At 72.3% G+C, this 24,163-nt stretch carries 22 protein-coding genes; 14 read left to right on the forward strand and 8 right to left on the reverse strand.

From position 1 onward, the window contains the following. Positions 1-94: 94 nt before the first annotated feature. From AC6I72_RS23955 to AC6I72_RS23965, 3 genes are read left to right on the forward strand one after another with little or no spacing between them, the layout of a single operon-like run. Positions 95-955: a Sco1979 family transcriptional regulator gene (locus AC6I72_RS23955; protein WP_037860728.1), complete on the forward strand. Its 861-nt coding sequence runs from the start codon at positions 95-97 to the stop codon at positions 953-955. Then, positions 956-1,246 carry a DUF397 domain-containing protein gene (locus tag AC6I72_RS23960; RefSeq protein WP_037860729.1) on the forward strand — a complete coding sequence of 97 codons (291 nt, stop codon included), beginning with the start codon at positions 956-958 and terminating at the stop codon, positions 1,244-1,246. It abuts the gene before it with no gap. Positions 1,247-1,300: 54 nt separating this feature from the next. Beyond that, a complete protein-coding gene (locus AC6I72_RS23965; RefSeq protein WP_498003255.1) occupies positions 1,301-1,426 on the forward strand; it encodes a hypothetical protein in 126 nt (41 codons plus the stop codon). A gap of 93 nt (positions 1,427-1,519) precedes the next feature. Here the strand turns inward: AC6I72_RS23965 and AC6I72_RS23970 are convergent, their stop codons facing one another. Together AC6I72_RS23970 and AC6I72_RS23975 are read right to left on the reverse strand one after the other, a co-directional pair. After that, positions 1,520-3,007: a glutamate synthase subunit beta gene (locus AC6I72_RS23970; RefSeq protein ID WP_498003256.1), complete on the reverse strand. Its 1,488-nt coding sequence runs from the start codon at positions 3,005-3,007 to the stop codon at positions 1,520-1,522. Positions 3,008-3,114: 107 nt separating this feature from the next. Then, positions 3,115-3,843, reverse strand: coding sequence for a DUF2293 domain-containing protein (locus tag AC6I72_RS23975; protein WP_498003257.1), 729 nt, complete (start codon positions 3,841-3,843; stop codon positions 3,115-3,117). A 63-nt stretch (positions 3,844-3,906) separates the two neighbouring features. Between AC6I72_RS23975 and AC6I72_RS23980 the strand changes: the two genes are divergently transcribed. Beyond that, entirely contained in the window at positions 3,907-4,539 is a 633-nt protein-coding gene (locus AC6I72_RS23980) for a nucleoside/nucleotide kinase family protein (RefSeq protein ID WP_366726480.1), read from the forward strand. A 61-nt stretch (positions 4,540-4,600) separates the two neighbouring features. Next, positions 4,601-5,395, forward strand: coding sequence for a methyltransferase domain-containing protein (locus tag AC6I72_RS23985; protein ID WP_498003258.1), 795 nt, complete (start codon positions 4,601-4,603; stop codon positions 5,393-5,395). Between the two features lie 25 nt (positions 5,396-5,420). Here the strand turns inward: AC6I72_RS23985 and AC6I72_RS23990 are convergent, their stop codons facing one another. Together AC6I72_RS23990 and AC6I72_RS23995 are read right to left on the reverse strand one after the other, a co-directional pair. Beyond that, entirely contained in the window at positions 5,421-6,314 is an 894-nt protein-coding gene (locus tag AC6I72_RS23990) for a carbohydrate kinase family protein (protein WP_498004801.1), read from the reverse strand. Positions 6,315-6,799: 485 nt separating this feature from the next. Next, positions 6,800-7,705 carry a pseudouridine-5'-phosphate glycosidase gene (locus AC6I72_RS23995; protein ID WP_498003259.1) on the reverse strand — a complete coding sequence of 302 codons (906 nt, stop codon included), beginning with the start codon at positions 7,703-7,705 and terminating at the stop codon, positions 6,800-6,802. Between the two features lie 99 nt (positions 7,706-7,804). On the opposite strand from AC6I72_RS23995, the gene AC6I72_RS24000 reads away from it, so the two are divergent. Continuing rightward, positions 7,805-8,233: a VOC family protein gene (locus AC6I72_RS24000; RefSeq protein ID WP_498003260.1), complete on the forward strand. Its 429-nt coding sequence runs from the start codon at positions 7,805-7,807 to the stop codon at positions 8,231-8,233. A gap of 26 nt (positions 8,234-8,259) precedes the next feature. Here the strand turns inward: AC6I72_RS24000 and AC6I72_RS24005 are convergent, their stop codons facing one another. Further along, complete coding sequence (locus tag AC6I72_RS24005) at positions 8,260-8,832, reverse strand: methylated-DNA--[protein]-cysteine S-methyltransferase (protein WP_498003261.1); 573 nt, start codon at positions 8,830-8,832, stop codon at positions 8,260-8,262. 91 nt (positions 8,833-8,923) lie between these two features. Then, entirely contained in the window at positions 8,924-9,796 is an 873-nt protein-coding gene (locus AC6I72_RS24010) for a glycerophosphodiester phosphodiesterase (protein WP_498003262.1), read from the reverse strand. A 318-nt stretch (positions 9,797-10,114) separates the two neighbouring features. Between AC6I72_RS24010 and AC6I72_RS24015 the strand changes: the two genes are divergently transcribed. The 7 genes from AC6I72_RS24015 to aroQ all read left to right on the forward strand — a co-directional run bounded on the left by AC6I72_RS24015 (position 10,115) and on the right by aroQ (position 19,164). Further along, positions 10,115-10,981 (forward strand): MHYT domain-containing protein, encoded by an 867-nt coding sequence (locus tag AC6I72_RS24015; RefSeq protein WP_498003263.1) that lies wholly within the window; start codon positions 10,115-10,117, stop codon positions 10,979-10,981. A gap of 40 nt (positions 10,982-11,021) precedes the next feature. Continuing rightward, complete coding sequence (gene uvrB, locus AC6I72_RS24020; RefSeq protein ID WP_498003264.1) at positions 11,022-13,160, forward strand: excinuclease ABC subunit UvrB; 2,139 nt, start codon at positions 11,022-11,024, stop codon at positions 13,158-13,160. Between the two features lie 241 nt (positions 13,161-13,401). After that, the gene (locus tag AC6I72_RS24025) at positions 13,402-13,980 is read left to right on the forward strand and encodes a TerD family protein (RefSeq protein WP_037860746.1); all 579 of its coding nucleotides are present in this window, start codon (positions 13,402-13,404) and stop codon (positions 13,978-13,980) included. Between the two features lie 53 nt (positions 13,981-14,033). Continuing rightward, on the forward strand, positions 14,034-16,067 hold the full coding sequence (locus AC6I72_RS24030; RefSeq protein WP_498003265.1) for a TerD family protein: 2,034 nt from the start codon (positions 14,034-14,036) through the stop codon (positions 16,065-16,067). A gap of 267 nt (positions 16,068-16,334) precedes the next feature. Next, positions 16,335-17,339 carry a TerC family protein gene (locus AC6I72_RS24035; protein ID WP_498003266.1) on the forward strand — a complete coding sequence of 335 codons (1,005 nt, stop codon included), beginning with the start codon at positions 16,335-16,337 and terminating at the stop codon, positions 17,337-17,339. A 148-nt stretch (positions 17,340-17,487) separates the two neighbouring features. After that, positions 17,488-18,588, forward strand: coding sequence for a calcium:cation antiporter (locus AC6I72_RS24040; protein WP_366726470.1), 1,101 nt, complete (start codon positions 17,488-17,490; stop codon positions 18,586-18,588). 102 nt (positions 18,589-18,690) lie between these two features. Then, positions 18,691-19,164: a type II 3-dehydroquinate dehydratase gene (gene aroQ, locus AC6I72_RS24045; protein ID WP_498003267.1), complete on the forward strand. Its 474-nt coding sequence runs from the start codon at positions 18,691-18,693 to the stop codon at positions 19,162-19,164. A gap of 240 nt (positions 19,165-19,404) precedes the next feature. On the opposite strand, the gene AC6I72_RS24050 is transcribed toward aroQ, so the two are convergent. Both AC6I72_RS24050 and AC6I72_RS24055 read right to left on the reverse strand, forming a co-directional pair. Further along, a complete protein-coding gene (locus tag AC6I72_RS24050; RefSeq protein WP_498003268.1) occupies positions 19,405-20,061 on the reverse strand; it encodes an MBL fold metallo-hydrolase in 657 nt (218 codons plus the stop codon). Between the two features lie 111 nt (positions 20,062-20,172). After that, entirely contained in the window at positions 20,173-20,859 is a 687-nt protein-coding gene (locus AC6I72_RS24055; RefSeq protein ID WP_498003269.1) for a maleylpyruvate isomerase family mycothiol-dependent enzyme, read from the reverse strand. A gap of 234 nt (positions 20,860-21,093) precedes the next feature. Here AC6I72_RS24055 and uvrA point away from each other — a divergent pair, with 234 nt between their 5' ends. After that, positions 21,094-24,108, forward strand: coding sequence for an excinuclease ABC subunit UvrA (gene uvrA / locus AC6I72_RS24060; RefSeq protein ID WP_498003270.1), 3,015 nt, complete (start codon positions 21,094-21,096; stop codon positions 24,106-24,108). The last annotated feature ends 55 nt before the right edge of the window (positions 24,109-24,163 follow it).

The following is a 24,163-nucleotide window of genomic DNA, read 5'->3' on the forward strand; positions in this document are numbered from 1 at the left end:
CGCAGGCCTGTCGGGATTCTTCAGGGCCGTCCGGGCCCGTCGCGGGTCCGCGGACCCGCGGGAGCCCTCGGAACTTCTCAGGTGGAGGTGGAGTGTGAGCGAACCGCGGTCCGCGCCGACGGTCGGCCAGGTCGTGCTCGGCCGGCGCCTGCTCGACCTGCGGGAACGCGCGGGACTCAAGCGTGAGGAAGCGGCTCGCATCCTCCGCGTCGCCCCCGCCACCGTCCGCAGGATGGAGATGGCCGAGGTCGCCCTCAAGATCCCCTACCTGCAACTGCTGCTGAAGGCGTACGGCATCCCGGACGACGAGGCCGAGGCCTTCGTGCAACTGGCCGAGGACGCCAACCGGCCCGGCTGGTGGCAGCGGTTCCACGACATCCTGCCGGGCTGGTTCTCGATGTACGTCAGCCTGGAGGGCGCCGCCGCGCTCATCCGCTCCTACGAACCCCACTTCGTGCCCGGACTCCTCCAGACCGAGGACTACGCGCGCGGAGTGCTCACCTCGGGCGCCATAGGACAGACCAGCCCCGAGGACATCGAGCGCCATGTCGCGCTCCGCATGCAACGCCAGGACCTGCTCACCCGTCCCGACGCGCCCCGGTTCTGGGTCGTCCTGGACGAGACCGCGCTGCGCCGCCCGGTCGGCGGCCCGGAGGTGATGCGTGCCCAGATCGACAGATTGCTCGACGCCACGAAGCTGCCCAACGTGACGCTGCAGGTCGCCCCGTTCTCCTCGGGGCCGCACCCCGGCACGTACGGGCCCTTCGTGCTGTTCCGATTCGCCATGCCCGAACTGCCGGACATGGTCTACAGCGAGTACCTGACCGGCGCGGTCTACCTGGACGCGCGCAGCGAGGTGGCGACCCACCTCGAGGTCATGGACCGCATGGCGGCGCAGGCCGCTACGGCACATCGCACGAAGGAGATCCTCCGGGATCTCCGCAAGGAGCTGTGAATGGATCGCATCACGTCCCAGCCCTCGCCGAGCCGTCGCGGCCGGCGGCTCCGCGGCGAGCGGATCTACAACGGCATGCCGGCCAGGGAACTGGGCAGTGAAGGCTGGCACAAGCCGTGGAGCGGCGGCAACGGGGGCAACTGCCTGGAGGCGATGAAGCTGGCCGACGGCCGGATCGCGGTGCGCCAGTCGACCGATCCGGACGGGCCGGCCCTCATCTACACCACCGACGAGATGACCGCCTTCATCGAAGGCGCCAAGGCGGGGGTGGCCGACTTCCTGCTCTCCTGACCGGCGTGCGCCGTTCTTCTTGCTCGACTTCCTAATTTTGGTACGGACTTGAACATGTCGGACCTCGATGGCTTCGACGGCCCCTACGACTCCGATGGCCCCTACGACTCCGACAATTCCTACGATTCCTACGACTCCTGCGGCTCCGACGGCGTCAGCCGCTCACGGAGCGCCGCATGAGCTGACCCGAGCTGAACGGCCTGCGCTGCCCTGACCCGCAGCAGAGTGCCGCACCCGGCCGTCACCGGCGCCGACTCGTGCGCCGGTGACGGACTACACCGCCATGGGGCGGTCGTAGGGCCCGATCGGTGCCGGAAGGTGTGAACTGCCCGTCAGGTACCGGTCGACCGCCGCCGCCACCGCCCGTCCCTCCGCGATGGCCCACACGATCAGCGACTGCCCGCGTGCCGCGTCCCCGGCCGCGAACACGCCGGGGACGGCGGTCGCGAAGTCGGGGCCCCGCACGACGGTGCCCCGCGGCGCGAGTTCGATCCCCAACTGGTCCACGAGGCCGTCCTCCCGGTCCGGTCCGGAGAAACCCAGCGCGAGCAGCACCAGGTCGGCCGGCAGCGTGCGCTCGGTGCCGGGCAACGGGCGTCGCCGCGCGTCCACTTCGGTCAGGTGCAGCTCGCGCACGTGGCCCTGCCCGTCGCCGGTGAAGCGGAGTGTGGACGCCGCGAACAGGCGTGCGTCCGCGTCCGCGGCGGGCGCCGTCCGCAGCGCACCGGCCTCCTCGTGCGCGGCCGAGAGCCGGTAGAGCTTCGGGTAGGTCGGCCACGGTTCGCTCTCCTCGTCGCGCTCCGTGCCGGGCTGGGCGTAGATGTCCAGCTGGGTCACGGACGCGGCGCCCTCCCGCACCGCCGTGCCCAGACAGTCGGCGCCCGTGTCACCGCCCCCCACGATGACCACATGGCGGCCCGCGGCGGACAGCGGTGAGACGCGGAGGTCGCCCTCGCACACCCGGTTGGCCAGCGGAAGGTACTCCATCGCCTGCCGTACCCCGGACAACTCGCGGCCCGGCACGTCGAGTTCCCGCCAGGCCGTCGCCCCCGTGGCGATCACCACCGCGTCGTAGCGCGCGCGCAGCTCCGCAGCTTCGACGTCCCGCCCGACCGCGGTCGACGTACGGAACCGGGTGCCCTCGGTCCGCATCTGCTCCAGACGGCGCTCCAGACGGCGCTTCTCCATCTTGAACTCCGGGATGCCGTACCGCATCAGCCCGCCGAGCCGGTCGTCCTTCTCGTACACGGCGACGGTGTGTCCCGCGCGGGTGAGCTGCTGGGCCGCGGCGAGTCCGGCCGGTCCCGAGCCGATCACCGCCACCGTCCGCCCCGACAGCCGGTCCGGCGGCCGCGGCGGGGTGAAACCTTCCTCCCAGGCGCGGTCGGCGATGGCGCACTCGACGTTCTTGATGGTGACGGCCGGCTGGTTGATCGCGAGCACGCACCCCGCCTCGCAGGGCGCCGGGCACAACCGCCCGGTGAACTCGGGGAAGTTGTTCGTCGCGTGCAGCCGGTCACTCGCCGCCCGCCAGTCCTCCCTGGCGACCAGGTCGTTCCACTCGGGGATCAGATTGCCCAGCGGACAGGCGTCATGGCAGAACGGGACTCCGCAGTCCATGCAACGGTCGGCCTGCCGGCTGATGATCGGCAGCAGCGCGCCCGGGACGTACACCTCGTCCCAGTCGCCCACCCGTTCCCGGACCGGCCTGCGGGGCCACTCCTCGCGGGGCGTGTTCATGAAACCCTTGGGATCGGCCATGGCCGTCTCCCTTGTGATCGGGCGGTACCCATCCCGCCACGAGCGGCACTCTTGCGGCAACGATACGTCGCCCCGGCCGCACGCGCAGAGTGCGCGGCCCTTCCCTCTCAGGCCGCGCGTCCCACGCCGTCCCCCTCCTCCCCTTCCTCCCGCCACGCCCGCAGCACCGACTCCACGGCGTCCGCCGTGCGCCGACGCGCCTCGTGCCGTGCCACTTTCTCCATCAGCAGCCGGTCGTAGGGGGTGTCCAGGTGCCGGACCGAGGCCCGCACCGCGCAGAGGACCGCGCCCTCGGACAGCGCCCGGCCCGCCGCGCTGCGCCCGACCCGGCCGCTGCCGCGCGCCGAGGCGTGCGCCGCGATCGCGTGGGCACGCCCGGCCGGACAGCCGGGGAACAGCCGCCGGATCTCTGCCGCGAACGCCTCCGTGAACCGTACGTCCTGCGCCGCCCGCCGCCGCGCGTCCCGGGCCCGCCGCCGACGACGCGCTTCGGCGTCCGCCAGGCACCGCTCCTCCGCCCGGGCGAGAGCCGCCTCCTCCACGAGGAGTCCCTGCCGTTCGTACCGGCCGCGGCGCCGGCTGAACCGCACCACCACCGCCGACAGCGTGCTCTCCTCACGTGCCCTGCGGGTCAGCGCGGTGTCGCCGCGCGGCAGGAACAGCAGGTGACCGAGGTCGGCGCAGTCCAGACAGCGGGGCCGCCCCTCCTCCAGGACGAGCAGGGACAGGGGGCCGCGGCGGCATGCGGCACAGTGCTTCTTCCGCAGCGGCTGGACGACGAGGAGCGCCGTCGTGAGCGGGGCGGTGGGGTGCGGGGGAGGCGGAGTGCGGCCCATGGGCGGTTCATTCCCGCAGCGGCCCCCGGCCACCCGCCCTGCCGCCTGCCGCATCATGACCCTGTGCGACTCGAAGCGATCACCTGGGAACGACTCGGCGACCTCCTGGTCGAACGGCTGCTCGACCTGGAACCGGGCGACGGCGGTGCCTGGCCCCGCGTCGCCTTCGACGGCGCTCCCGCCGCCCGCCCGGGCGACCTGGCCGAACGCGTCAGCGAGACGCTGCGGGTGCGCGGCAGACCGTCCCTCGTCGTCGGCACTGAGGGGTTCCTGCGCCCGGCCTCCCTCCGGCTCGAACACGGCCACCGGGACGTGGACTCGTACTACGACGGCTGGCTCGACACGGGCGCCCTTTGGCGGGAGGTCTTCGGCCCGCTCGAACCCGGCGGGGACGGCAGGGTCCTGCCGGACCTGTGGGACCCGGGCACCGACCGGGCCACGCGCAGCTCCCGCGTCCGGCTCCCGCCCGGTGGGCTGCTGTTGCTGCACGGCCCCCTGCTGCTGCGGCACTGGTTCCCGTTCGACCTGAGCGTCCACGTCCTCCTCTCGCCGGGCGCCCTGCGCCGCCGCACACCGGAGGCGGAGCACTGGACGCTGCCCGCCTTCGAACGCTACGAGGCCGAGACCGACCCGGCCGCCACGGCGGACGTCCTGGTCCGCGCCGACGACCCACGCCACCCGGCCTGGAACGGCTGACCGCCTCGGCCCCGACGGTCCGGCGTTCGTCCGTTCGACGGTGCGGCGGCATGATCGGGGTATGACACACGGCGACGGATACCTCCTCGACAACCGGCAGAACGAGGCGGGGGAGCGGTTCGACGCCTTCGCCCACCTCTTCGACCCCACGACCTTCCGGCACCTCGACGCGCTCGGCGTGCAGCGCGGGTGGCGGTGCTGGGAGGTCGGCGCGGGCGGCACGTCCGTCGTCTCCTGGCTGGCCGGCCGCGTCGGCCCCACCGGCCAGGTCGTCGCGACGGACATCGACACCACCCGGCTCGCCGCAGCCACCCGGCCGCCGGTCGAGGTGCGGGTGCACGACGTCGGCGCCGAGGTACCGCCGGGGGAGGGCTTCGACCTGGTGCACGCCCGGCTCGTCCTGGTCCACGTACCCGACCGGCACAAGGCGCTGCGGTCCATGATCGCGGCGCTGCGCCCCGGCGGACGGCTGCTGCTGGAGGACGCCGACCCCGCGCTGCAGCCGCTGCTGTGTCCCGACGAACACGGTCCCGCCGAGGAACTGGCGAACCGGCTGCGGCGCGGGTTCCGCCGGCTGCTGGCCGACCGCGGAGCCGATCTGTCGTACGGGCGTACGCTCCCGCGTCTGCTGCGCGAGGCGGGGCTGCGCCAGGTCGAGGCCGACGCCTACTTCCCGGTCGCCTCGCCTGCGTGCGCCGCGCTGGAGTCCGCCACGGTCCGTCAGATCCGTCACCGGCTCGTCGCCGCGGGCCTGGCCACCGACGAGGAGATCGACCGCCACCTGGCCCATGTGGCCACCGGCACCATGGACCTGGCCACGGCCCCGATGTTCTCGGCCTGGGGCCGGAAAGAGTAGAGACCGGGGCCCGGACGACCAGTCGTCAAGGAGTCCGCCGCGGAGGTCTGCCGCCCACGCGCGTCACCGCCAGCGCACCCGCACCGCACCCGTGCGCCGCCGCGGCCTCGGGCCCGGCGCCGCCGAGCAGCGCGGCGAGGAACGCGCCGGTGAACGCGTCACCGGCGCCCGTGGTGTCCAGCGGCACCGCGGGGCGGCCCCGCACCCTGGCGCACACTGCGCCCGAGCGGGCCACCAGCGCGCCGTCCCGCCCGTGTTTCACCACCACCAGCGGGAACCGCCGGCTCAGCTCGGCCGCGGCGTCCGCCGGATCGGACAGCCCCGTCAGCAGACACGCCTCGTCTCGGCTGGGCAGCAGGACGTCCACCCCTTCAGTGAGCGCCAGGAACCGGTCCACCCCCAGCGAGGCCAGGAAGCCCGCGGAGGCGGGGTCCAGGCTCACCGGCACGCCACGCGCGCGTGCCGCCGCGACGGCCACCGCGACGAAGGCCCGGCTCGGCCGGGAGAACAGCAGGTAACCCGACAGATGCAGCCGGGCCACCCCGTCGAGCAGCCCGTCCGACCAGTCGCCGGGCTCCAGCCGCAGCGACGCCCCGCTGTCCGTGAGGAACGTCCGCTCGGCCGCTGCCGCGTCGTCGACCAGAGCGACCACCGTGCCGGTCGGTGCGCAGGGGTCCACGACGAGCCGGGGCAACACCCCCGAAGCGATCAGCTCCCGTTCGTGCCAGGCGGCCGTGTCCGCGCCGACCCGGCCGAGCAGTCGCACCCGCGGGCACCCGTGATGCGCTGCCCAGCAGGCCACGTTCGCCCCCGCGCCGCCCGGCACCAGCAGGATCGCGGCGGCCGTGTCGGTGCCGGGTGCGAGCGGCCCCCGGTGCCGTGCGACGACGTCCGTCACCACGTCCCCGACCACCAGCAGCGCACCGTCCCCGGCACAGCCCGACCCCGCGCCCGCCCCCGCCTCCGCGCCCGTGGCAGGCTCCGCACGGGAGGCCGCGGCCGGCCGCCCGGTACCGGCTCCCGGGGCAGATTCCGTGAAGGCGCCCGTGCCCGACCCGGTGTCCGAGCCGCTGGCCGGAGTCGTCTCGGCGCCGGTGACGGGAGCCGTCTCGCAGCCCGTGCCGTGCCCCATGCCCGAGCCGCCCGCCGGAACCGCTTTGCAGCCCCCGGCCGGAGCTGCCTCGGCATCCGCGGCCGGAGCCGTCTCGGTGCCGGTGACGGGAGCTGCCTCGCAGCCCGTGCCGTGCCCCATGTCCGAGTCCCCGGCCGGAGCCGCCTCCCAGCCCCCGGCCGGGGCTGTCTCGCAGCGCGCCGCCGGAACGGCCTCCCAGCCCCCGGGGGCCACCCCCGTCGCCGGCACCGCCCCCGCTTCCGTCGTCCGCTGCCTGCCGGCGCGGCCCGTCGTCACACCCGGGCCCAGGCGGCGGCGATGCGGGCGGCCAGCCGGACGTTGCCGCGCACGGCCGCCAGATTGGCCCGGAGCGAAGCACCGTCCGTGTGCCGCACGAGAAAGTCGAGCAGGAACGGCGTGACGGCCTGCCCGGTGATGCCCTGCTCCTCGCAGGCGTGCAGGGCGTCGGCGAGCACGCGCGCGTGCAGCGCGGGGTCCAGCTGTTCCTCCCGGGGGACCGGGTTGGCGACGATCAGCGCGGACTCGGGCGTGCGCAGCACGTTCTGCGCGCGCATGACCTCGGCCACCTCCTCGGGCGTGCGCAGGGTCCAGTCCACCGGCTGCCCGGAGTCCGACAGGTAGAAGCCGGGGAAGCGGTCCGTGCCGTAGCCCGCCACCGTGACGCCCAGGGTCTCCAGCCGCTGCAGGGTGGCGGGCACGTCCAGGATCGACTTCACCCCGGCGCACACCACCGTGATCCGCGTGCGGGCGAGCAGGCCCAGGTCGGCGGACTCGTCCTGGGTCACCGTCCACTGCCGGTGCACCCCGCCGACCCCCCCGGTCGCGAAGACGCGGATGCCCGCGAGCGCGGCCAGCAGCGCCGTCGCCGAGACGGTCGTCGCCCCGCTCACCCCCGCGGCCACGGCCGGCGGCAGGTCGCGGTGGCCCAGCTTGCGCATCCCCTCCTCGTTCGCGACCCGCTCCAGCTGCTCCTTGTCCAGACCGACACGCGGCCGCCCGTCCAGCACGGCGATCGTCGCCGGTACGGCGCCCTCCTGCCGGACCGCCTCCTCCAGCTCCAGCGCCACCTGGAGGTTGCGCGGGCGGGGCAGCCCGTGCGCGATGATCGTCGACTCCAGGGCCACCACGGGGCGCCGCCCGGCGAGCGCTTCCCGTACCTCTTCGGACACCACCAGCACGTGCCTGCCTCCCGTCTGCCGCTCTCCTCTCATCTCTGGCGGGCGCCGGCCCCGGTCAAACCCTTGCGGCCCGGCGGGCACGGCACCAGCCTGAGAGCCATGACGGACCACACCACACGTCTCGACCACGTCGTCCTCTGGGTGCGCGACCCGCTCGCGGCGGCCGGCTTCTACGAGAAGACGGTCGGCCTGGAGCCGCTGCGCGTCACCGAGTTCGCGGCGGGCGAGGCGCCCTTCCCCTCCGTACGTCTCAACGAGGAGACGATCTTCGACCTCGCGCCGCTGGACCTCGTCCCCCGCATGAACATGCTTCCCGGTGCGGCCGGCAGCGCGGGCCACCCGGTGAACCACGTCTGCCTGTCCTTGTCCGCCGACGCCTTCGACGCCCTGCGCTCCCGCCTGGAGGAGGGCGACGTACCCGTGTCCGGCGTCTCCCGGGACTCCTTCGGTGCCCGCGGAGCGGCCCGGCGCAGCTTCTACTTCCGCGACCCGGACGGGAACGTCTTCGAGGCCCGGCACTACGACTGAACCCACCCGGCCCCCGGCCGGCCCGCTCAGAACAGCGGCTCGGGCAGCACGCCCTCCAGCGCGAGCAGCGCGCGCTTGGTCTCCAGGCCGCCGCCGAAGCCGCCTATGCCGCCGTCGTTCTCGACGACCCGGTGGCACGGGACCACGACCGGCAGCGGGTTGGAACCCATCGCCACGCCCACCGCCTGGGCCGCGCCGGGCTGGCCGACCCGCCCGGCCAGCTCGCCGTACCCGACGACCGCGCCGTACGGCACGGTCGCGGCGAGTTCGCGCAGCGCCTGCCCGTTGAAGCCGGTTCTCCCTGAGAGCATGGACCAGTCCAGCGGCAGCTCGAAGTCCCGCCGCTCGCCGGCGAAATAGGCCTCCAGCTGGCGTATCGCCTCCGCCAGCAGCGGCGAGCCGGGCGCCTCGACGGGCTCGCCGCCCAGCCGTGACGCGAGCCGGGCCAGTGCACGGTCGCGGACCGCGTCGGTGGCGTGGAACACGACGTTGACCAGGCCGTCGCGGGTCGCCGCCAGCAGCAGGGGGCCGATGCTGCTGCCGACCACGGTCCACACGACCCGCGGTCCGCTGTGCTCGTCCTGCTCGTGGTTGTCCATGCCGACCACCGTACGGCCCGCCACTGACAACGCCCCCGACCTGCGCGTTCGCTGCGGGTGCCGGGCCGTTCGCGGCCGGTCGCGGTCGGGCTCAGGGGGCGTCCAGGGCGGTGCGCACGACGTCCGGTTTGTTGGAGATGATGCCGTCGACGCCGTACCCCGAGACGGTCCGGGCACGAGGGGCGTCGTCGACCGTCCACGTGAACACCTTCAGCGGCCTGCCGTGCGGGCCGGCGACCGCGTGGACGTCGGCGACGTACGCCGCGGTCACCGTGGTCCAGGAGGGGTTGATCAGGTCGGTGAACCCCGCGTACCGGCGCAGGTCCGCCGTCGCCGGCCGGCCGAGGAATGCGGTCCTGACCGCGGGCTCCAGGCGGTGCACCGTGCGTACGCTGTCCGCGCTGAAGCTCTGCACGATCAGCCGGTCCGCCAGGTGCCGGTGGTCGAGCCAGCCCACGGCGCGGAGCACGTTCAGGGTCTGGCGCTCGATGCCGGGGTACAGCTCCGGGTTCTTGACCTCCAGGAGCAGCTTCTCGTGGTTGTGCTCCACCCGGCGCATGTACTGCCTCAGCGTCGGCACGCGCGTGCCCGCGTACGCGGGGGAGAACCAGCTGCCCGCGTCCAGACGGGCGATCTCGGCGGCGGTGAAGTCCTTCACCTTCCACGGTGCCCGGCCGGGAAAGACCTGCTCGGCGTCGGTGGTGCGCCGCAGGCTGTCGTCGTGGAGGACGACGAGTTCGCCGTCCTTCGTGCGCTGCACGTCGTTCTCCACCCAGCGGAAGCCGAGGGCCGCCGCCTTGTCGATGGAGGGCAGCGTGTTCTCCGGGGCATAGCCGGCGGCGCCCCGGTGACCGACGACCAGCGGCCGCTCGTGACTGCCGGCCGCCCGGACCTCGGCGGTGGGCGACAGCGCCACGGCTCCAAGAAGTGCGGTGGTCGTGGCGGCGATCGCGCGCGCGTGCATGCGGACTCCTCACATGATCAGATCACTGACAGTGCAAGAGTGACAGCACTAAGTGACCATGTGGGGATGTCGGCGAGGCGTCACGCGATCGAGGGAGCCGTCGAGGGGCGCTCACCGCTGCCGCACGGGGGACGGGCGGTGCTCCCCGGGAGGCGGTGCTTCACATTGGGGAAGGGTCGTGCTTCTTTGCCGGAAAATCGTTCGACCATTCCGGCGGCAGTCATACTCTCTGCGTCGACGCCGACCGCGGGGGCGGTCGTGAGGCGGGGGCGACTTCACCACATTCCGGGACTCAACAGGGCGGAAGGGCAACCGCGCATGCACGGCACGGTCGACGGATTCAGCTACGGGATCGTCACCCCGCTGGTGGCCTATCTCATGGCCTGCCTGGGCGGGGCGCTCGGCCTGCGCTGCACCACCCGCGCCCTGCTCGTCGCCCACTCCTGGCGCCCCGGCTGGCTGGCCCTGGGTTCGGCGGCCATCGGCTCGGGCATCTGGACCATGCACTTCGTGGCGATGATGGGATTCACCGTCCAGGGGGCGCCGATCCACTACGACAGGCCGACGACGTACGCGAGCCTGGCCCTCGCCATCGTCATGGTGGGCGTCGGGATCTTCATCGTCGGCTACAAGGGCGCGACCGGGTCGGCGCTGTTCACCGGAGGCACGGTCACCGGACTGGGCGTCGCCTCGATGCACTACCTGGGCATGGCCGGGATGCAGTTCGGCGGCACGTTCGAGTACAACACCCTCACCGTCGCCGCCTCGGTCGTCATAGCGGTCGTCGCGGCGACCGCGGCCCTGTGGGCGGCCGGGCAGGTCAGGGGGCTCCTCTGGAGCGTCGGCGCGAGCCTCGTCATGGGTCTGGCCGTCAGTGGCATGCACTACACGGGCATGGCGGCGCTCACCGTGCACCTGCACGGCACCGGCGGCGCCGTCCCCGGCGAGTCACCGGCGGCGCTGCTCGCCCCCATGCTCGTCGGTCCGCTCGCCTTCCTGCTCCTGGCCGGGGTCGTCGTCATGCGCGATCCGCTGATGGTCATGGGCAAAGCGGACTGGGTCCCCGTCGAGCAGAAACCGGGCGTACCGGCCCGCGAACTCGTCGGCCACTCCGCCCGGCACCCGGCCGCCGGCGCCCGCCGCGCCCCCGCCGCAGGCGGGTCGCGCACCCCGCAGAACCGCTGAGCGGCCCCCGTTGTCAGTGGCGGGTCGTACGGTGGATGACATGCGGCCCGTTTCCCAGATCGAACGCACGGTGGCGCCCTTCGAGGTCGTCAGCCCCTACCAGCCCAGCGGCGACCAGCCGCAGGCCATCGCCGAGCTGGCCCGGCGCGTCCGGGCGGGCGAGAAGGACGTCGTCCTGCTCGGCGCCACCGGCACCGGCAAGTCCGCCACCACGGCGTGGATGATCGAGAAGCTCCAGCGCCCGACGCTCGTGATGGCCCCCAACAAGACCCTGGCCGCGCAGCTGGCGAACGAGTTCCGCGAGCTGCTCCCCAACAACGCGGTCGAGTACTTCGTCTCGTACTACGACTACTACCAGCCCGAGGCCTACGTCCCGCAGTCGGACACCTACATCGAGAAGGACTCCTCGATCAACGAGGAGGTGGAGCGGCTGCGGCACTCGGCGACCAACTCGCTCCTCACCCGCCGTGACGTCGTGGTGGTCGCCTCCGTCTCCTGCATCTACGGCCTCGGCACCCCGCAGGAGTACGTCGACCGCATGGTCCCCCTCCGGGTCGGCGACGAGATGGACCGCGACGAGATGCTCCGCCGCTTCGTCGACATCCAGTACACCCGCAACGACATGGCCTTCACCCGGGGCACCTTCCGGGTCCGCGGCGACACCATCGAGATCTTCCCGGTCTACGAGGAGCTGGCCGTCCGCATCGAGATGTTCGGCGACGAGATCGAGGCGCTGTCCACCCTGCATCCGATCACCGGCGAGATCATCAGCGACGACCAGCAGCTCTACATCTTCCCCGCCTCGCACTACGTCGCCGGTCCCGAGCGCATGGAGCGCGCCGTCCGGGGCATCGAGGAGGAGCTGAAGGAGCGTCTGGCCGAGCTGGAGAAGCAGGGCAAGCTGCTGGAGGCCCAGCGGCTGCGGATGCGCACCACGTACGACATCGAGATGCTCCGCCAGATCGGCACCTGCTCGGGCGTGGAGAACTACTCGATGCACTTCGACGACCGTGCCCCGGGCACCCCGCCCAACACCCTGCTGGACTACTTCCCGGACGACTTCCTCCTCGTCATCGACGAGTCGCACGTGACCGTGCCCCAGATCGGCGCGATGTACGAGGGCGACGCCTCCCGCAAGCGCACCCTGGTCGAGCACGGCTTCCGGCTGCCCTCCGCCCTGGACAACCGCCCGCTGAAGTGGGAGGAGTTCCAGGAGCGCATCGGGCAGACGGTGTACCTGTCCGCGACCCCGGGGCAGTACGAGCTGTCGCGCTCGGACGGCCAGGTCGAACAGATCATCCGCCCCACCGGCCTCGTCGACCCGGAGGTCGTCGTCAAGCCCACCGAGGGCCAGATCGACGACCTGGTGCACGAGATCCGCAAGCGCACCGAGAAGGACGAGCGCGTCCTGGTCACCACGCTCACCAAGAAGATGGCCGAGGACCTCACGGACTACTTCCTCGAACTGGGCATCCAGGTGCGCTACCTGCACAGCGACGTCGACACCCTGCGCCGTATCGAGCTGCTGCGCGAACTGCGCTCCGGCGAGTACGACGTCCTGGTCGGCATCAACCTGCTGCGCGAGGGCCTCGACCTGCCCGAGGTCTCCCTGGTGGCGATCCTCGACGCCGACAAGGAGGGCTTCCTGCGCTCGGGCACCTCGCTCATCCAGACCATCGGCCGCGCGGCGCGCAACGTCTCCGGACAGGTCCACATGTACGCCGACAAGATCACCCCCGCGATGGAGAAGGCCATCGAGGAGACCAACCGCCGCCGCGAGAAGCAGATCGCCTACAACAAGGCGCGCGGCATCGACCCCCAGCCGCTGCGCAAGAAGATCAACGACATCGTCGCCCAGATCGCCCGCGAGGAGGTCGACACCGAGCAGCTGCTCGGCACCGGCTACCGCAAGGGCAAGGACGGCAAGGGCGCCAAGGCCCCCGTCCCGGCCCTCGGCGACCAGGCCGTCAAGGGAGCCAAGGCGGGCAAGGGCAAGGCGAAGGAGACGGTGCCCACCGATCGCCCCGCGGCCCAGCTCGCCGAGCAGATCGAGCAGATGACCGAGCGGATGCGCGCGGCTGCCGCCGAGCTGCAGTTCGAGGTGGCGGCCCGGCTGCGCGACGAGGTCTCCGAGATGAAGAAGGAACTGCGCCAGATGCGCGAGGCCGGTCTGGCCTGACCGAGCGGCGGCCATCCCGGGGGACGCGGGCATGGGCACGGACGCGGACATGGGCGCGGCCCCGGAGACGGACGCGGATGCCGGGAAGGGAGCACCTCCCGGACATCCGCGTCCGTGCTGTGTTGCAAGACCGACACAAAGTACGCACCGGAGTGCGGCGATGTCAGTGCCTCTGCGTAGGGTGCTGATCAACCGCGCGAATCCGCGGCAACAGGGGAGCAGTCCGAGAGGGGAATCAGCCGTGACCGTCAACTTGACCAAGGGTCAGGCCATCAGTCTGCAGAAGAACGACGGAGGCAGCCTGACCGCGGTCCGTATGGGTCTCGGCTGGCAGGCGGCCCCGCGCCGCGGCCTGTTCGGCTCCCGCACCCGCGAGATCGACCTCGACGCCTCGGCGGTGCTGTTCGCCGAGAAGAACCCGGTCGACGTCGTCTTCTTCCGGCACCTGGTGAGCGACGACGGTTCCGTGCGCCACACCGGCGACAACCTGGTCGGCGGTGTCGGCCAGGGCGGGGACGACGAGGCGATCCTCGTCGACCTGCAGCGCGTCCCGGTCCACATCGACCAGATCGTCTTCACCGTGAACTCCTTCACGGGCCAGACCTTCCAGGAGGTGCAGAACGCCTTCTGCCGTCTGGTGGACGAGACCAACGGCCAGGAGCTGGCCCGCTACACCCTCGCGGGCGGCGGCAACTACACGGCTCAGCTCATGGCGAAGGTGCACCGCGCGGGCACCGGCTGGACGATGACGGCCCTCGGCGTCCCGGCCAACGGCCGCACGTTCCAGGACCTGATGCCCGCGATCCTGCCGCACCTGTAGGACGGTACGGCGGGCAGCGGCACGAGCGGGGCACGGCCCAGGGGGAGAAGGCGATGACGGCCGAGCTGGTGCGGGGGCAGAACCACCCGCTCTCCGAGACCCGCCTGGAAGTGCGGGTCTCGGCCGGAACACCGGTGGTGGCCCTGGCCACGGCCGGCGACGAGAACGGCACGGTCGCGGGCAGTGCCGGGGTGGCCCACCCCGGCGCCCCGGTGCTGCCCGGCCTGGAGGTCCCCCGGCAGGCGGCCGCCGACCACCGGCTCGCCGTCGACCTGGACGCGGTGCCGGAAGCGGTGCACCGGGTGAGCGTCCTCCTCACCCTGCCCGGCGGCGGCCGGGGCCCGGCCCGGTTCGGAGCGGTCGCCGCCCCCTTCGTGGCCGTCACCGGCCTGGACGGCACCGAACTCGTCAGCTACACCCTCACCGGGCTGGACACCGAGTCGGCCGTGATCGCCCTGGAGCTGTACCGCCGGCAGGGCGCCTGGAAGGTGCGTGCCGTCGGGCAGGGCTACTCCGGCGGCCTCGCCGAACTCCTCACCGACCAGGGACTCGCACAGGCCCGCGGGCTGGCGGACGCCGTCGAAGCGGCGGTGAGCCGGGGACTGTCCCGCTCGGTGGCGGCCCCTCCGCCGCGCGCCGAGGACGGCGATCGTTCCCGGCAGGCGACCGCACCGGCTCCCGGCGCGGTCCCGGGGGACCCCGCGGCCTCCCCGGCCGCCGCGGGCCCCGCACCGGCGCCCTCCGGGTCCCCGTACGGGGACCGGGCACCTGGCGTCCCCGCCCAGCCGCCGTACCCGGACGGCGCCCCGCCGCAGCGGGCCGGCCAGGACGGCGGCACCACGCCCCGGCCCGCGGCGGCCCCCCAGCCGGCGGCCCCCGCCGGCGGCCCCGTCGACTACAGCCACCCCCGACGGCAGACGGCGGCCCCGCCGCCACCGGCGCCCGCCGCGCCCGCCGCGCCCGCCGCGGGGGACGCGACCGGCTGGTCCATGGAGGAACGCCTCTACAACCAGGTCTGGGGCATGTTCGAGGACCTGGCCCGCACCACCGCCGCCTACCGCAGTGCCGTCGACTTCGCCGGCGCCCGCCGGGAGAAGGAACTGGACCAGGTCCTGTCCGACCCGCGCAGTCGCCTCAGCGGCCAGGGCGACGCCGCCCGGGAGGCGGCGCGCGTCCGGCACACCGAGCTGGTCGACCGGGCCAGGACCGCCCTCGACCGCGACCTCGCCCAGCTGACCGCCGAGTCCGAGGTGGTCGAGCCCGCACTGCCTCCCGCGTACGCCGGCTGGGACAGCCCCGTCTGGCACGGGTACCGGGTGCCGATGGAGATGCCGATGGCCGTGCGGCTCGGCGACCTCTGCCTGCCCGAGGCGCCCTCCTTGCGCATCCCCATGCTGGTCCGGCTGCCGCTGGAGCGCGGACTGTGGATCGACAGCGGTCGTTCCGGAAGATCAGGCGGCGCGTTCACCGACGAGGCGGAGGCCAGGCGGTCGGCGATGGAGGCGGCCGTGGCGCACGCGGCCCGGCTGCTCGCCGTCTACCCGGCAGGCGAGTTCGGTGTCCACGTCATCGATCCCGCGGGTTCCGCGGCGGGAACGCTCACGCCCCTGGTGCGGACGGGTGTGCTCGCCACGCCGCCCGCGCCCGGCGCCGCCGGGGTCGCGGACGTGCTGGGCCGCCTCACCCAGCGGGTCGACCTGGTGCAGATGGCGGTGCGCGCGGGTGCTCCCGACTCGCTGCCGCCGGATCTCGACACGGCTGAGCAGCTCCTGATCGTCAACGACTTCCCGCACGGCTTCGACGACCGCGCCGTGACCCGGCTGCGCTACCTGGCGGACGAGGGCCCGGCGGTCGGTGTCCATCTGATGGTGGTCGCGGACCGGGAGGACGCCGCCGCCTACGGTCCGCTGCTCGATCCCCTGTGGCGTTCGCTGATGCGCCTCACCCCGGTGCCCGACGACCACCTCGCCGACCCGTGGGTCGGCCACGCCTGGACGTACGAGCCGCCGCTCGTGCCGCCCGGCAGCCAGGTGGTCGAGCAGGTGCTCGCACGGGTCGCCGCGGCCCGCCGCGAGGGGAACCGGTGACACCTGACCAGCGGAAAGGCCATCGTCAAGGAAAAGTAAAGGCAGTCTGACCAGGGTTTTTGATCTTTTCTTTGCCTTTCACTTTACCTTTCCTTGGTGATTCGGGTACTGTTTTCCGTACGGAGGGGAGTACTCCCTGTCTGCTGCGGCGTACCCGTCAATACGGATCGGACCAGATCCCGGGGCGCCGGCCCGTCCCGGGTGGAAGAGACCTCCGGCAGCGACGACGCTGACTCATCTGCCCGTGACGCACCTGCCGGAGGCGCAGTGGAAGTTTCCATCACCCTGTGGACCCTGACCATCGTCGGCCTGGCCGCCCTGATCGCGGTCGACTTCTTCATCGGCCGCAAACCCCATGACGTGTCCGTCAAGGAAGCCGGGGTCTGGACCGTCGTCTGGATCGCCCTGGCCTGCCTCTTCGGGCTCGGCCTGTTCCTCTTCGCGGGCGGGCAGCCGGCCGGAGAGTTCTTCGCGGGCTTCATCACCGAGAAGTCGCTGAGCGTCGACAACCTCTTCGTCTTCGTCCTGATCATGGCGAAGTTCGCCGTGCCCTCGCAGTACCAGCAGCGGGTGCTGCTGGTCGGCGTCCTCATAGCCCTGGTGCTGAGGGCCGCCTTCATCGCCGCCGGCGCCGCGATCCTCGCCGGCTTCTCGTGGGTGTTCTTCCTCTTCGGGGCCTTCCTCATCTGGACCGCCTGGAAGCTGATCCAGGAGGCCCGCTCCGGCGGGGAGGACGAGGAATTCGAGGAGAACAAACTGCTCAAGGCCGCCGAGCGGCGCTTCGGCGTGGCCGACCGGTACCACGGCACCAGGCTGTGGATCCGGGAGAACGGCAAGCGCGTGATGACGCCGATGCTGGTCGTGATGCTCGCCATCGGCACCACCGACGTGCTGTTCGCCCTCGACTCGATCCCCGCGATCTTCGGCCTCACCCAGGACCCGTACATCGTCTTCACCGCCAACGCCTTCGCGCTGATGGGACTCAGGCAGCTGTACTTCCTGATAGGCGGCCTGCTGAAGAAGCTCGTCCACCTCTCCTACGGCCTGTCGGTCATCCTCGGCTTCATCGGCGTCAAGCTCGTGCTGCACGCGCTGCACGAGGCCGGTGTGCACGTCCCGGAGATCAGCATCCCCGTCTCCCTCGGCGTGATCTGTGCGGTTCTGATCGTCACCACCGTCACCAGCCTGATGGCGACCAGGGGCCGGGCCGCGACGGAGGAGGTGCGAGAAGGGCAGGGCGACACCGAGCACAAGGACCGCATCGATGCCTGACCGTTCCCCGACCGCGCACCCCCGCTCCAGGACCGAGCCTCCCGGCCCCGCCACCGGCCCCGGGTCCCCGCACCCGGGCGGTGCGGGGGCCACCGCCCCGGCGGCCCACCGGAATGCGAACCCGCCGGGCCTCTGCGACGATCACAGCATGATCACGCGGCTCAGGGGACTCGCCAGGGCGTGGACGACGGCCGTACCGGTGCTCGCGGTCGTCCTGCTGGTCCTCACCTGGGGGCGGAGTCTGCCCGCGGCTGTCGTGGTGCTGGTGACCGTGGTGCTCGCCGGCGCGGTGCTCGCCGCGGTGCACCACGCCGAGGTGGTCGCCCACCGGGTCGGGGAACCCTTCGGGTCCCTGGTCCTGGCCATCGCCGTCACCGTCATCGAGGTCGCCCTCATCGTGACCCTCATGCTGGACGGCGGCGACAAGAGCGCCACCCTGGCCAGGGACACGGTGTTCGCAGCCGTCATGATCACCTGCAACGGCGTGGTCGGACTGTGCCTGCTCGTCGGCTCGCTCCGGCACGGGACGGCCGTCTTCAACGCCGAGGGCACGGGCGCGGCACTGGCCACCGTGGCGACCCTGGCCACCCTCAGCCTGGTCCTGCCGACGTTCACCACCAGCAAGCCGGGGCCGGAGTTCTCCGGTGTGCAGCTCACCTTCGCCGCCCTGTCCTCACTGATCCTCTACGGCCTGTTCGTGGCCACGCAGACCGTCCGGCACCGGGACTACTTCCTGCCCATCACCCGGCAGGGCGAGGTGATCACCGGCGACGACCACGCGGAGCGGCCCTCTGCCCGCATGGCCTGGACCAGCCTGGGGCTGCTGGCGCTCGCCCTGATCGGCGTGGTCGGACTGGCGAAGGGCGTCTCGCCGACCATCGAGGCCGGGGTGGCGTCCGCCGGTCTGCACCACGCGGTCGTCGGTGTGATCATCGCCCTGCTGGTGCTGCTGCCGGAGACCATCGCCGCCCTCCGCTCCGCCCGCCGCGACCGGGTGCAGACCAGCCTCAACCTCGCCCTGGGCTCCGCGATGGCCAGCATCGGCCTGACCATCCCGGCCGTCGCCCTGGCCTCCGTCTGGCTCTCCGGGCCGCTCGTGCTCGGCCTCGGTTCCACCCACATGCTGCTGCTCCTGCTCACGGTGGTGGTCAGTTCCCTGACCGTCGTGCCGGGCCGGGCCACCCCCCTGCAGGGCGGCGTCCACCTCGTCATCTTCGCGGCCTACCTGGAACTGGCCATCAACCCCTGAGACGGCCCACCGGCCGCCGGTCGCGCGGCCGGTGCCCCGTGATAGACCGGGGCCAGCGGCGGTCGCAGCCGACCGCCGTGCACCGACGGACCCGGAGGAACCGTGCCCCGCACCCTGGCCAGCGCCCCGATCATGATCCTCAACGGCCCCAACCTCAATCTGCTCGGGCAGCGGCAGCCGGAGATCTACGGCTCCGACACGCTCGCGGACGTGGAGGCGCTGTGCGTGAAGGCGGCGGCCGCCCGCGGCGCCACGGTGGACTTCCGCCAGTCCAACCACGAGGGAGAACTGGTCGACTGGATCCACGAGGCACGGCTGCACCACTGCGGCATCGTCATCAACCCGGCCGCCTACTCGCACACCTCCGTGGCGATCCTGGACGCACTCAACGCCTGCGACGGCATGCCGGTGGTGGAGGTCCACATCTCCAACGTCCACCGGCGCGAGTCGTTCCGGCACCACTCCTACGTCTCCCTGCGCGCCGACGGGGTCATCGCCGGCTGCGGGGTGCAGGGCTACGCGTTCGCGGTGGAGCGGGTGGCGGCTCTGGCCGCGGGGGACGGTCCGCAGGCGTAGCGTCCGCGCGGGCCCCCGCTGCCCGGGCACCCCGGCGGCGTCCACGACGCGCCGGGGCCGCCGGTCGAGGGCGGGGAATGAGGACCGGCGGCCCGTGCCGCGCAGGAGCCGTCTTCCTGAGCGGGGCTGGTCCCAGTGGACCGCCCGTCGCGGCGGGCGGGGAGAGCACGTGCGCCCCCGGTGCGGGCGAAGGCTTCGCACGGGGTGCGAAGCCCCGGCGGTGACGGGGTCACCGCCTGCTCACCACCCGCGCGCGTGCCACTCCGGCAGATGCGGGCGTTCCGCGCCCAGCGTCGTGTCGTTGCCGTGCCCGGGGTAGACCCAGGTCTCGTCCGGCAGCGGTGCGAAGATCTTCGTCTCGACGTCGTGGATCAGGCTCGCGAAGGCCCGGGAGTTCTTGAAGGTGTTGCCCACGCCTCCGGGGAAGAGGCAGTCGCCCGTGAACACGTGCGGGTGGCCGTGCGGGTCGTCGTAGACCAGCGCGATGGAGCCCGGGGTGTGCCCCACGAGGTGGCGGGCGGTGAGCCGCACGTGTCCCACACTGATCGTGTCGCCGTCCTCCACGAGGACGTCGGTCGGCACGGGGATGCCCTCGGCGTCGTCCCGGCCCGCGTACGTCCGCGCGCCCGTGGCCGCCACCACTTCGGCCAGCGCCTGCCAGTGGTCCGCGTGCCGGTGGGTGGTGACGACGGAGGCGATGCCGTCGTCACCGATCATGCCGAGCAGCGTGTGCGCGTCGCTGGCCGCGTCGAGGAGCAGCTGCTCGTCGGTGGCCCGGCAGCGCAGCAGATAGGCGTTGTTGTCCATCGGGCCGACCGCGATCTTGGTGATCATCAGGTCTTTCAGCTCGTGCACGTCCGCCGGGCCGCCGACCGTCACCTCTCCGCTGTACGTCATGGTCGTCAGCCTATAGGCGCGTACGGCGCCGGAGCGCCGCACGCGCCTATCACGAGGAGGCCGGAGCGCCGTACGCGCCTTCCACCAGGAGACCGGAACGGGCGGCGGCCGTCACAGGGGAGGGAGCGCCGGCAGCGTGCCGCCCTCCACGGTGAGCGCGGCGCCGTCCCGCCGGCCGGCGAGCCAGCCGAGCAGGTCCGCCGCGGTTCCCGTGACGGTGACCGCTCCCTCCTCCTGCTCCCGGCCCGTGCTCCACGCGCGCGTGCCGTCGGTCAGCCTGGTCGCGGGCACGTCGGCGTGGCCCGTGAACCGCTGGGCGAGGAAGTCGATCTCCCGCTCCGCGAACTCCTGCGGCACGTCCTCCAGCTCGTAGCCGATGCCGAGGTCGACGTGGTGCAGCTCGACCTCGCCCCAGCGCCGGAACGGCAGCCGGGCGACGGTGTCGGTGACCCCGTTGCGCAGCTCCACGGTGCGCGACCAGTCGGCCGGCACCAGGCCCGCCGCGTGGAAGCGGGCCGCGCTCTCGCGCACGTCGGCGAGGTGCGCGTCCAGCGGGCGCCGTGCGTCGCGCTCGATGTCCGCGTCACGCGCCTCGGCGGAGGCGTACATGGGACGCCCTTCGAGGACGTTGACGAGCGCGTCCGCGTTGCGGGCGAGGTGGGCGAGGACATGGCCGCGGGTCCAGCCGGGCAGGCGTGACTGGTCGGTCACAGCCGCGTTGTCCAGTGCGCCGACCGCGGTGAGCAGTCGTTCGGTGGCTTCCTGTACAGACGCCAGGTCACGTGCGTGATCCATCATGCGCCCGACCCTAGCGGCGCCACCCCTTCGGGTGAAGGCGGCCGAGCACAGCCGTGAATCGAATACGCGTGCGATATCGTCGGCGGCGGCGTCGGGCATGCTGGAGAGCCGGGGATTGTTGAGTACCCGGGCGGATCCGGGAATCCCACCCGGCGTTGTCAGTGGCTCCCCCTAGTCTGAAGAAGCACGGGGGCCCCGCCCCTGTCACTTCTCTCAAGAAAGGTGCGGACCGGCGTGGCCGACCGTCTCATCGTCCGTGGCGCGCGCGAGCACAACCTGAAGAACGTGTCGCTCGACCTGCCTCGTGACTCGCTCATCGTCTTCACGGGCCTGTCCGGTTCGGGCAAGTCCTCCCTGGCCTTCGACACGATCTTCGCCGAGGGCCAGCGGCGCTACGTGGAGTCGCTCTCCTCGTACGCCCGTCAGTTCCTCGGCCAGATGGACAAGCCGGACGTCGACTTCATCGAGGGTCTGTCCCCCGCGGTCTCCATCGACCAGAAGTCGACCTCCCGCAACCCGCGCTCCACGGTCGGCACCATCACCGAGGTCTACGACTACCTGCGCCTGCTGTTCGCCCGGATCGGCAAGCCGCACTGCCCCGAGTGCGGGCGGCCGATCTCCCGGCAGTCGCCGCAGGCCATCGTGGACCGGGTCCTCGAACTGCCCGAGGGCAGCCGCTTCCAGGTCCTCTCGCCGCTGGTGCGCGAACGCAAGGGCGAGTTCGTCGACCTGTTCGCCGACCTCCAGACCAAGGGCTACTCCCGCGCGCGCGTGGACGGCGAGACCGTCCAGCTCTCCAGCCCGCCCACGCTGAAGAAGCAGGAGAAGCACACCATCGAGGTGGTCGTCGACCGCCTCACCGTCAAGGACTCCGCCAAGCGCCGTCTGACCGACTCCGTGGAGACCGCGCTCGGCCTCTCCGGCGGCATGGTCGTGCTCGACTTCGTCGACCTCCCCGAGGACGACCCCGAGCGCGAGCGCATGTTCTCCGAGCACCTGTACTGCCCGTACGACGACCTGTCCTTCGAGGAGCTGGAGCCCCGCTCCTTCTCGTTCAACTCGCCCTTCGGCGCCTGCCCCGAGTGCACCGGCATCGGCACGCGCATGGAGGTGGACCCGGAGCTGATCGTCCCCGACGAGGACAAGTCCCTCGACGAGGGCGCCATCCACCCCTGGTCGCACGGGCACACCAAGGACTACTTCGCCCGCCTGATCGGCGCCCTCGCCGACGCGCTGGGTTTCCGTACCGACATCCCCTTCGCCGGGCTGCCGCAGCGCGCCAAGAAGGCCCTGCTGTACGGCCACAAGACACAGATCGAGGTCCGCTACCGCAACCGGTACGGACGCGAGCGCGTCTACACCACCCCCTTCGAGGGCGCGGTGCCCTTCGTCAAGCGCCGGCACAGCGAGGCCGAGAGCGACGCCAGCCGCGAGCGCTTCGAGGGCTACATGCGCGAGGTGCCCTGTCCCACCTGTGAGGGCACGCGCCTGAAGCCGGTCGTCCTCGCGGTCACGCTCATGGGCAGGTCGATCGCCGAGATCTCCGCCATGTCGATCAGCGACTGCGCGGACTTCCTGCGCGAGCTGAAGCTCGACGGCCGCGAGAAGAAGATCGCCGAGCGGGTCCTGAAGGAGGTCAACGAGCGGCTGCGGTTCCTGGTCGACGTCGGCCTGGACTACCTCTCGCTGAACCGCGCGGCCGGCACCCTCTCCGGCGGCGAGGCCCAGCGCATCCGCCTGGCCACCCAGATCGGCTCCGGCCTCGTCGGCGTCCTCTACGTGCTGGACGAGCCGTCCATCGGCCTGCACCAGCGCGACAACCACCGGCTGATCGAGACCCTGGTCCGGCTGCGCGACATGGGCAACACGCTCATCGTCGTCGAGCACGACGAGGACACCATCAAGGTCGCCGACTGGGTCGTGGACATCGGCCCCGGCGCGGGCGAGCACGGCGGCAAGGTCGTGCACAGCGGCTCCCTGAAGGAACTGCTCGCCAACGCCGAGTCGCAGACCGGCCAGTACCTCGCCGGCAAGAAGTCGATCCCGCTGCCCGACATCAGGCGACCGCTCGACCCCGCCCGGCAGCTCACGGTGCACGGCGCCCGGGAGAACAACCTCCAGGACATCGACGTGTCCTTCCCGCTGGGCGTCTTCACCGCCGTCACCGGTGTCTCCGGTTCCGGAAAGTCGACCCTGGTCAACGACATCCTCTACACCCACCTGGCCCGCGAGCTGAACGGCGCGCGCAACGTCCCCGGGCGGCACACGCGCGTGGACGGCGACGACCTCGTCGACAAGGTCGTGCACGTCGACCAGTCGCCCATCGGCCGCACCCCGCGGTCCAACCCGGCGACGTACACCGGCGTCTTCGACCACATCCGCAAGCTGTTCGCCGAGACCACCGAGGCCAAGGTCCGCGGTTACCTGCCCGGCCGCTTCTCCTTCAACGTCAAGGGCGGCCGCTGCGAGAACTGCGCGGGCGACGGCACCATCAAGATCGAGATGAACTTCCTCCCGGACGTCTACGTCCCGTGCGAGGTCTGCCACGGCGCCCGGTACAACCGGGAGACCCTGGAGGTCCACTACAAGGGCAAGTCCATCGCCGACGTGCTGAACATGCCCATCGAGGAGGCGACCGACTTCTTCGAGGCGGTTCCGGCGATCGCCCGGCACCTCAAGACCCTCAAGGACGTCGGCCTGGGCTACGTCCGGCTCGGCCAGTCCGCGACCACCCTGTCCGGCGGCGAGGCCCAGCGCGTGAAGCTCGCCAGCGAACTGCAGCGCCGCTCCACCGGACGCACGGTCTACGTCCTGGACGAGCCGACGACCGGCCTCCACTTCGAGGACATCAGCAAGCTGCTGAAGGTCCTCTCCGGTCTGGTCGACAAGGGCAACACGGTCATCGTCATCGAGCACAACCTCGACGTGATCAAGACCGCCGACTGGATCGTCGACATGGGCCCCGAGGGCGGCGCGGGCGGTGGCCTCGTCGTGGCGGAGGGCACGCCCGAGCAGGTCGCCGGGGTACCGGCCAGCCACACCGGCAAGTTCCTGCGCGAGATCCTGGGCGCGGACCGGATCAGCGACGCGGAGCCGGTGAAGGCGGTGAAGGCCCCGCGCAGGGCCGCCGCCAAGAAGGCGGTGGCGGCCGCGTCGGCGGGCCGCAGGACGGCCACCGCCAGGACGACGGCCGGCAGCACGGGGAGCAAGAAGGCGGCGCCCGCGAAGAAGACCACGCGCAAGGCCTGAACGCCCTCCCGGCCGCAGCAGCAGGCGCCCCGCGGGACCTCCCGCGGGGCGCCTG

This window comes from Streptomyces sp. Xyl84 (genome assembly GCF_059731885.1).

Bases quoted from the DNA above. Each gene is read 5' to 3' on its own strand.
- AC6I72_RS23960 (WP_037860729.1), top strand. From the start codon at position 956: ATGGATCGCATCACGTCCCAGCCCTCGCCGAGCCGTCGCGGCCGGCGG.
- AC6I72_RS23965 (WP_498003255.1), top strand. From the start codon at position 1,301: ATGTCGGACCTCGATGGCTTCGACGGCCCCTACGACTCCGATGGCCCC.
- AC6I72_RS23970 (WP_498003256.1), bottom strand. From the start codon at position 3,007: ATGGCCGATCCCAAGGGTTTCATGAACACGCCCCGCGAGGAGTGGCCC.
- AC6I72_RS23975 (WP_498003257.1), bottom strand. From the start codon at position 3,843: ATGGGCCGCACTCCGCCTCCCCCGCACCCCACCGCCCCGCTCACGACG.
- AC6I72_RS23985 (WP_498003258.1), top strand. From the start codon at position 4,601: ATGACACACGGCGACGGATACCTCCTCGACAACCGGCAGAACGAGGCG.
- AC6I72_RS24000 (WP_498003260.1), top strand. From the start codon at position 7,805: ATGACGGACCACACCACACGTCTCGACCACGTCGTCCTCTGGGTGCGC.
- AC6I72_RS24005 (WP_498003261.1), bottom strand. From the start codon at position 8,832: ATGGACAACCACGAGCAGGACGAGCACAGCGGACCGCGGGTCGTGTGG.
- AC6I72_RS24010 (WP_498003262.1), bottom strand. From the start codon at position 9,796: ATGCACGCGCGCGCGATCGCCGCCACGACCACCGCACTTCTTGGAGCC.
- AC6I72_RS24015 (WP_498003263.1), top strand. From the start codon at position 10,115: ATGCACGGCACGGTCGACGGATTCAGCTACGGGATCGTCACCCCGCTG.
- uvrB (WP_498003264.1), top strand. From the start codon at position 11,022: ATGCGGCCCGTTTCCCAGATCGAACGCACGGTGGCGCCCTTCGAGGTC.
- AC6I72_RS24030 (WP_498003265.1), top strand. From the start codon at position 14,034: ATGACGGCCGAGCTGGTGCGGGGGCAGAACCACCCGCTCTCCGAGACC.
- AC6I72_RS24040 (WP_366726470.1), top strand. From the start codon at position 17,488: ATGATCACGCGGCTCAGGGGACTCGCCAGGGCGTGGACGACGGCCGTA.
- AC6I72_RS24050 (WP_498003268.1), bottom strand. From the start codon at position 20,061: ATGACGTACAGCGGAGAGGTGACGGTCGGCGGCCCGGCGGACGTGCAC.
- AC6I72_RS24055 (WP_498003269.1), bottom strand. From the start codon at position 20,859: ATGATGGATCACGCACGTGACCTGGCGTCTGTACAGGAAGCCACCGAA.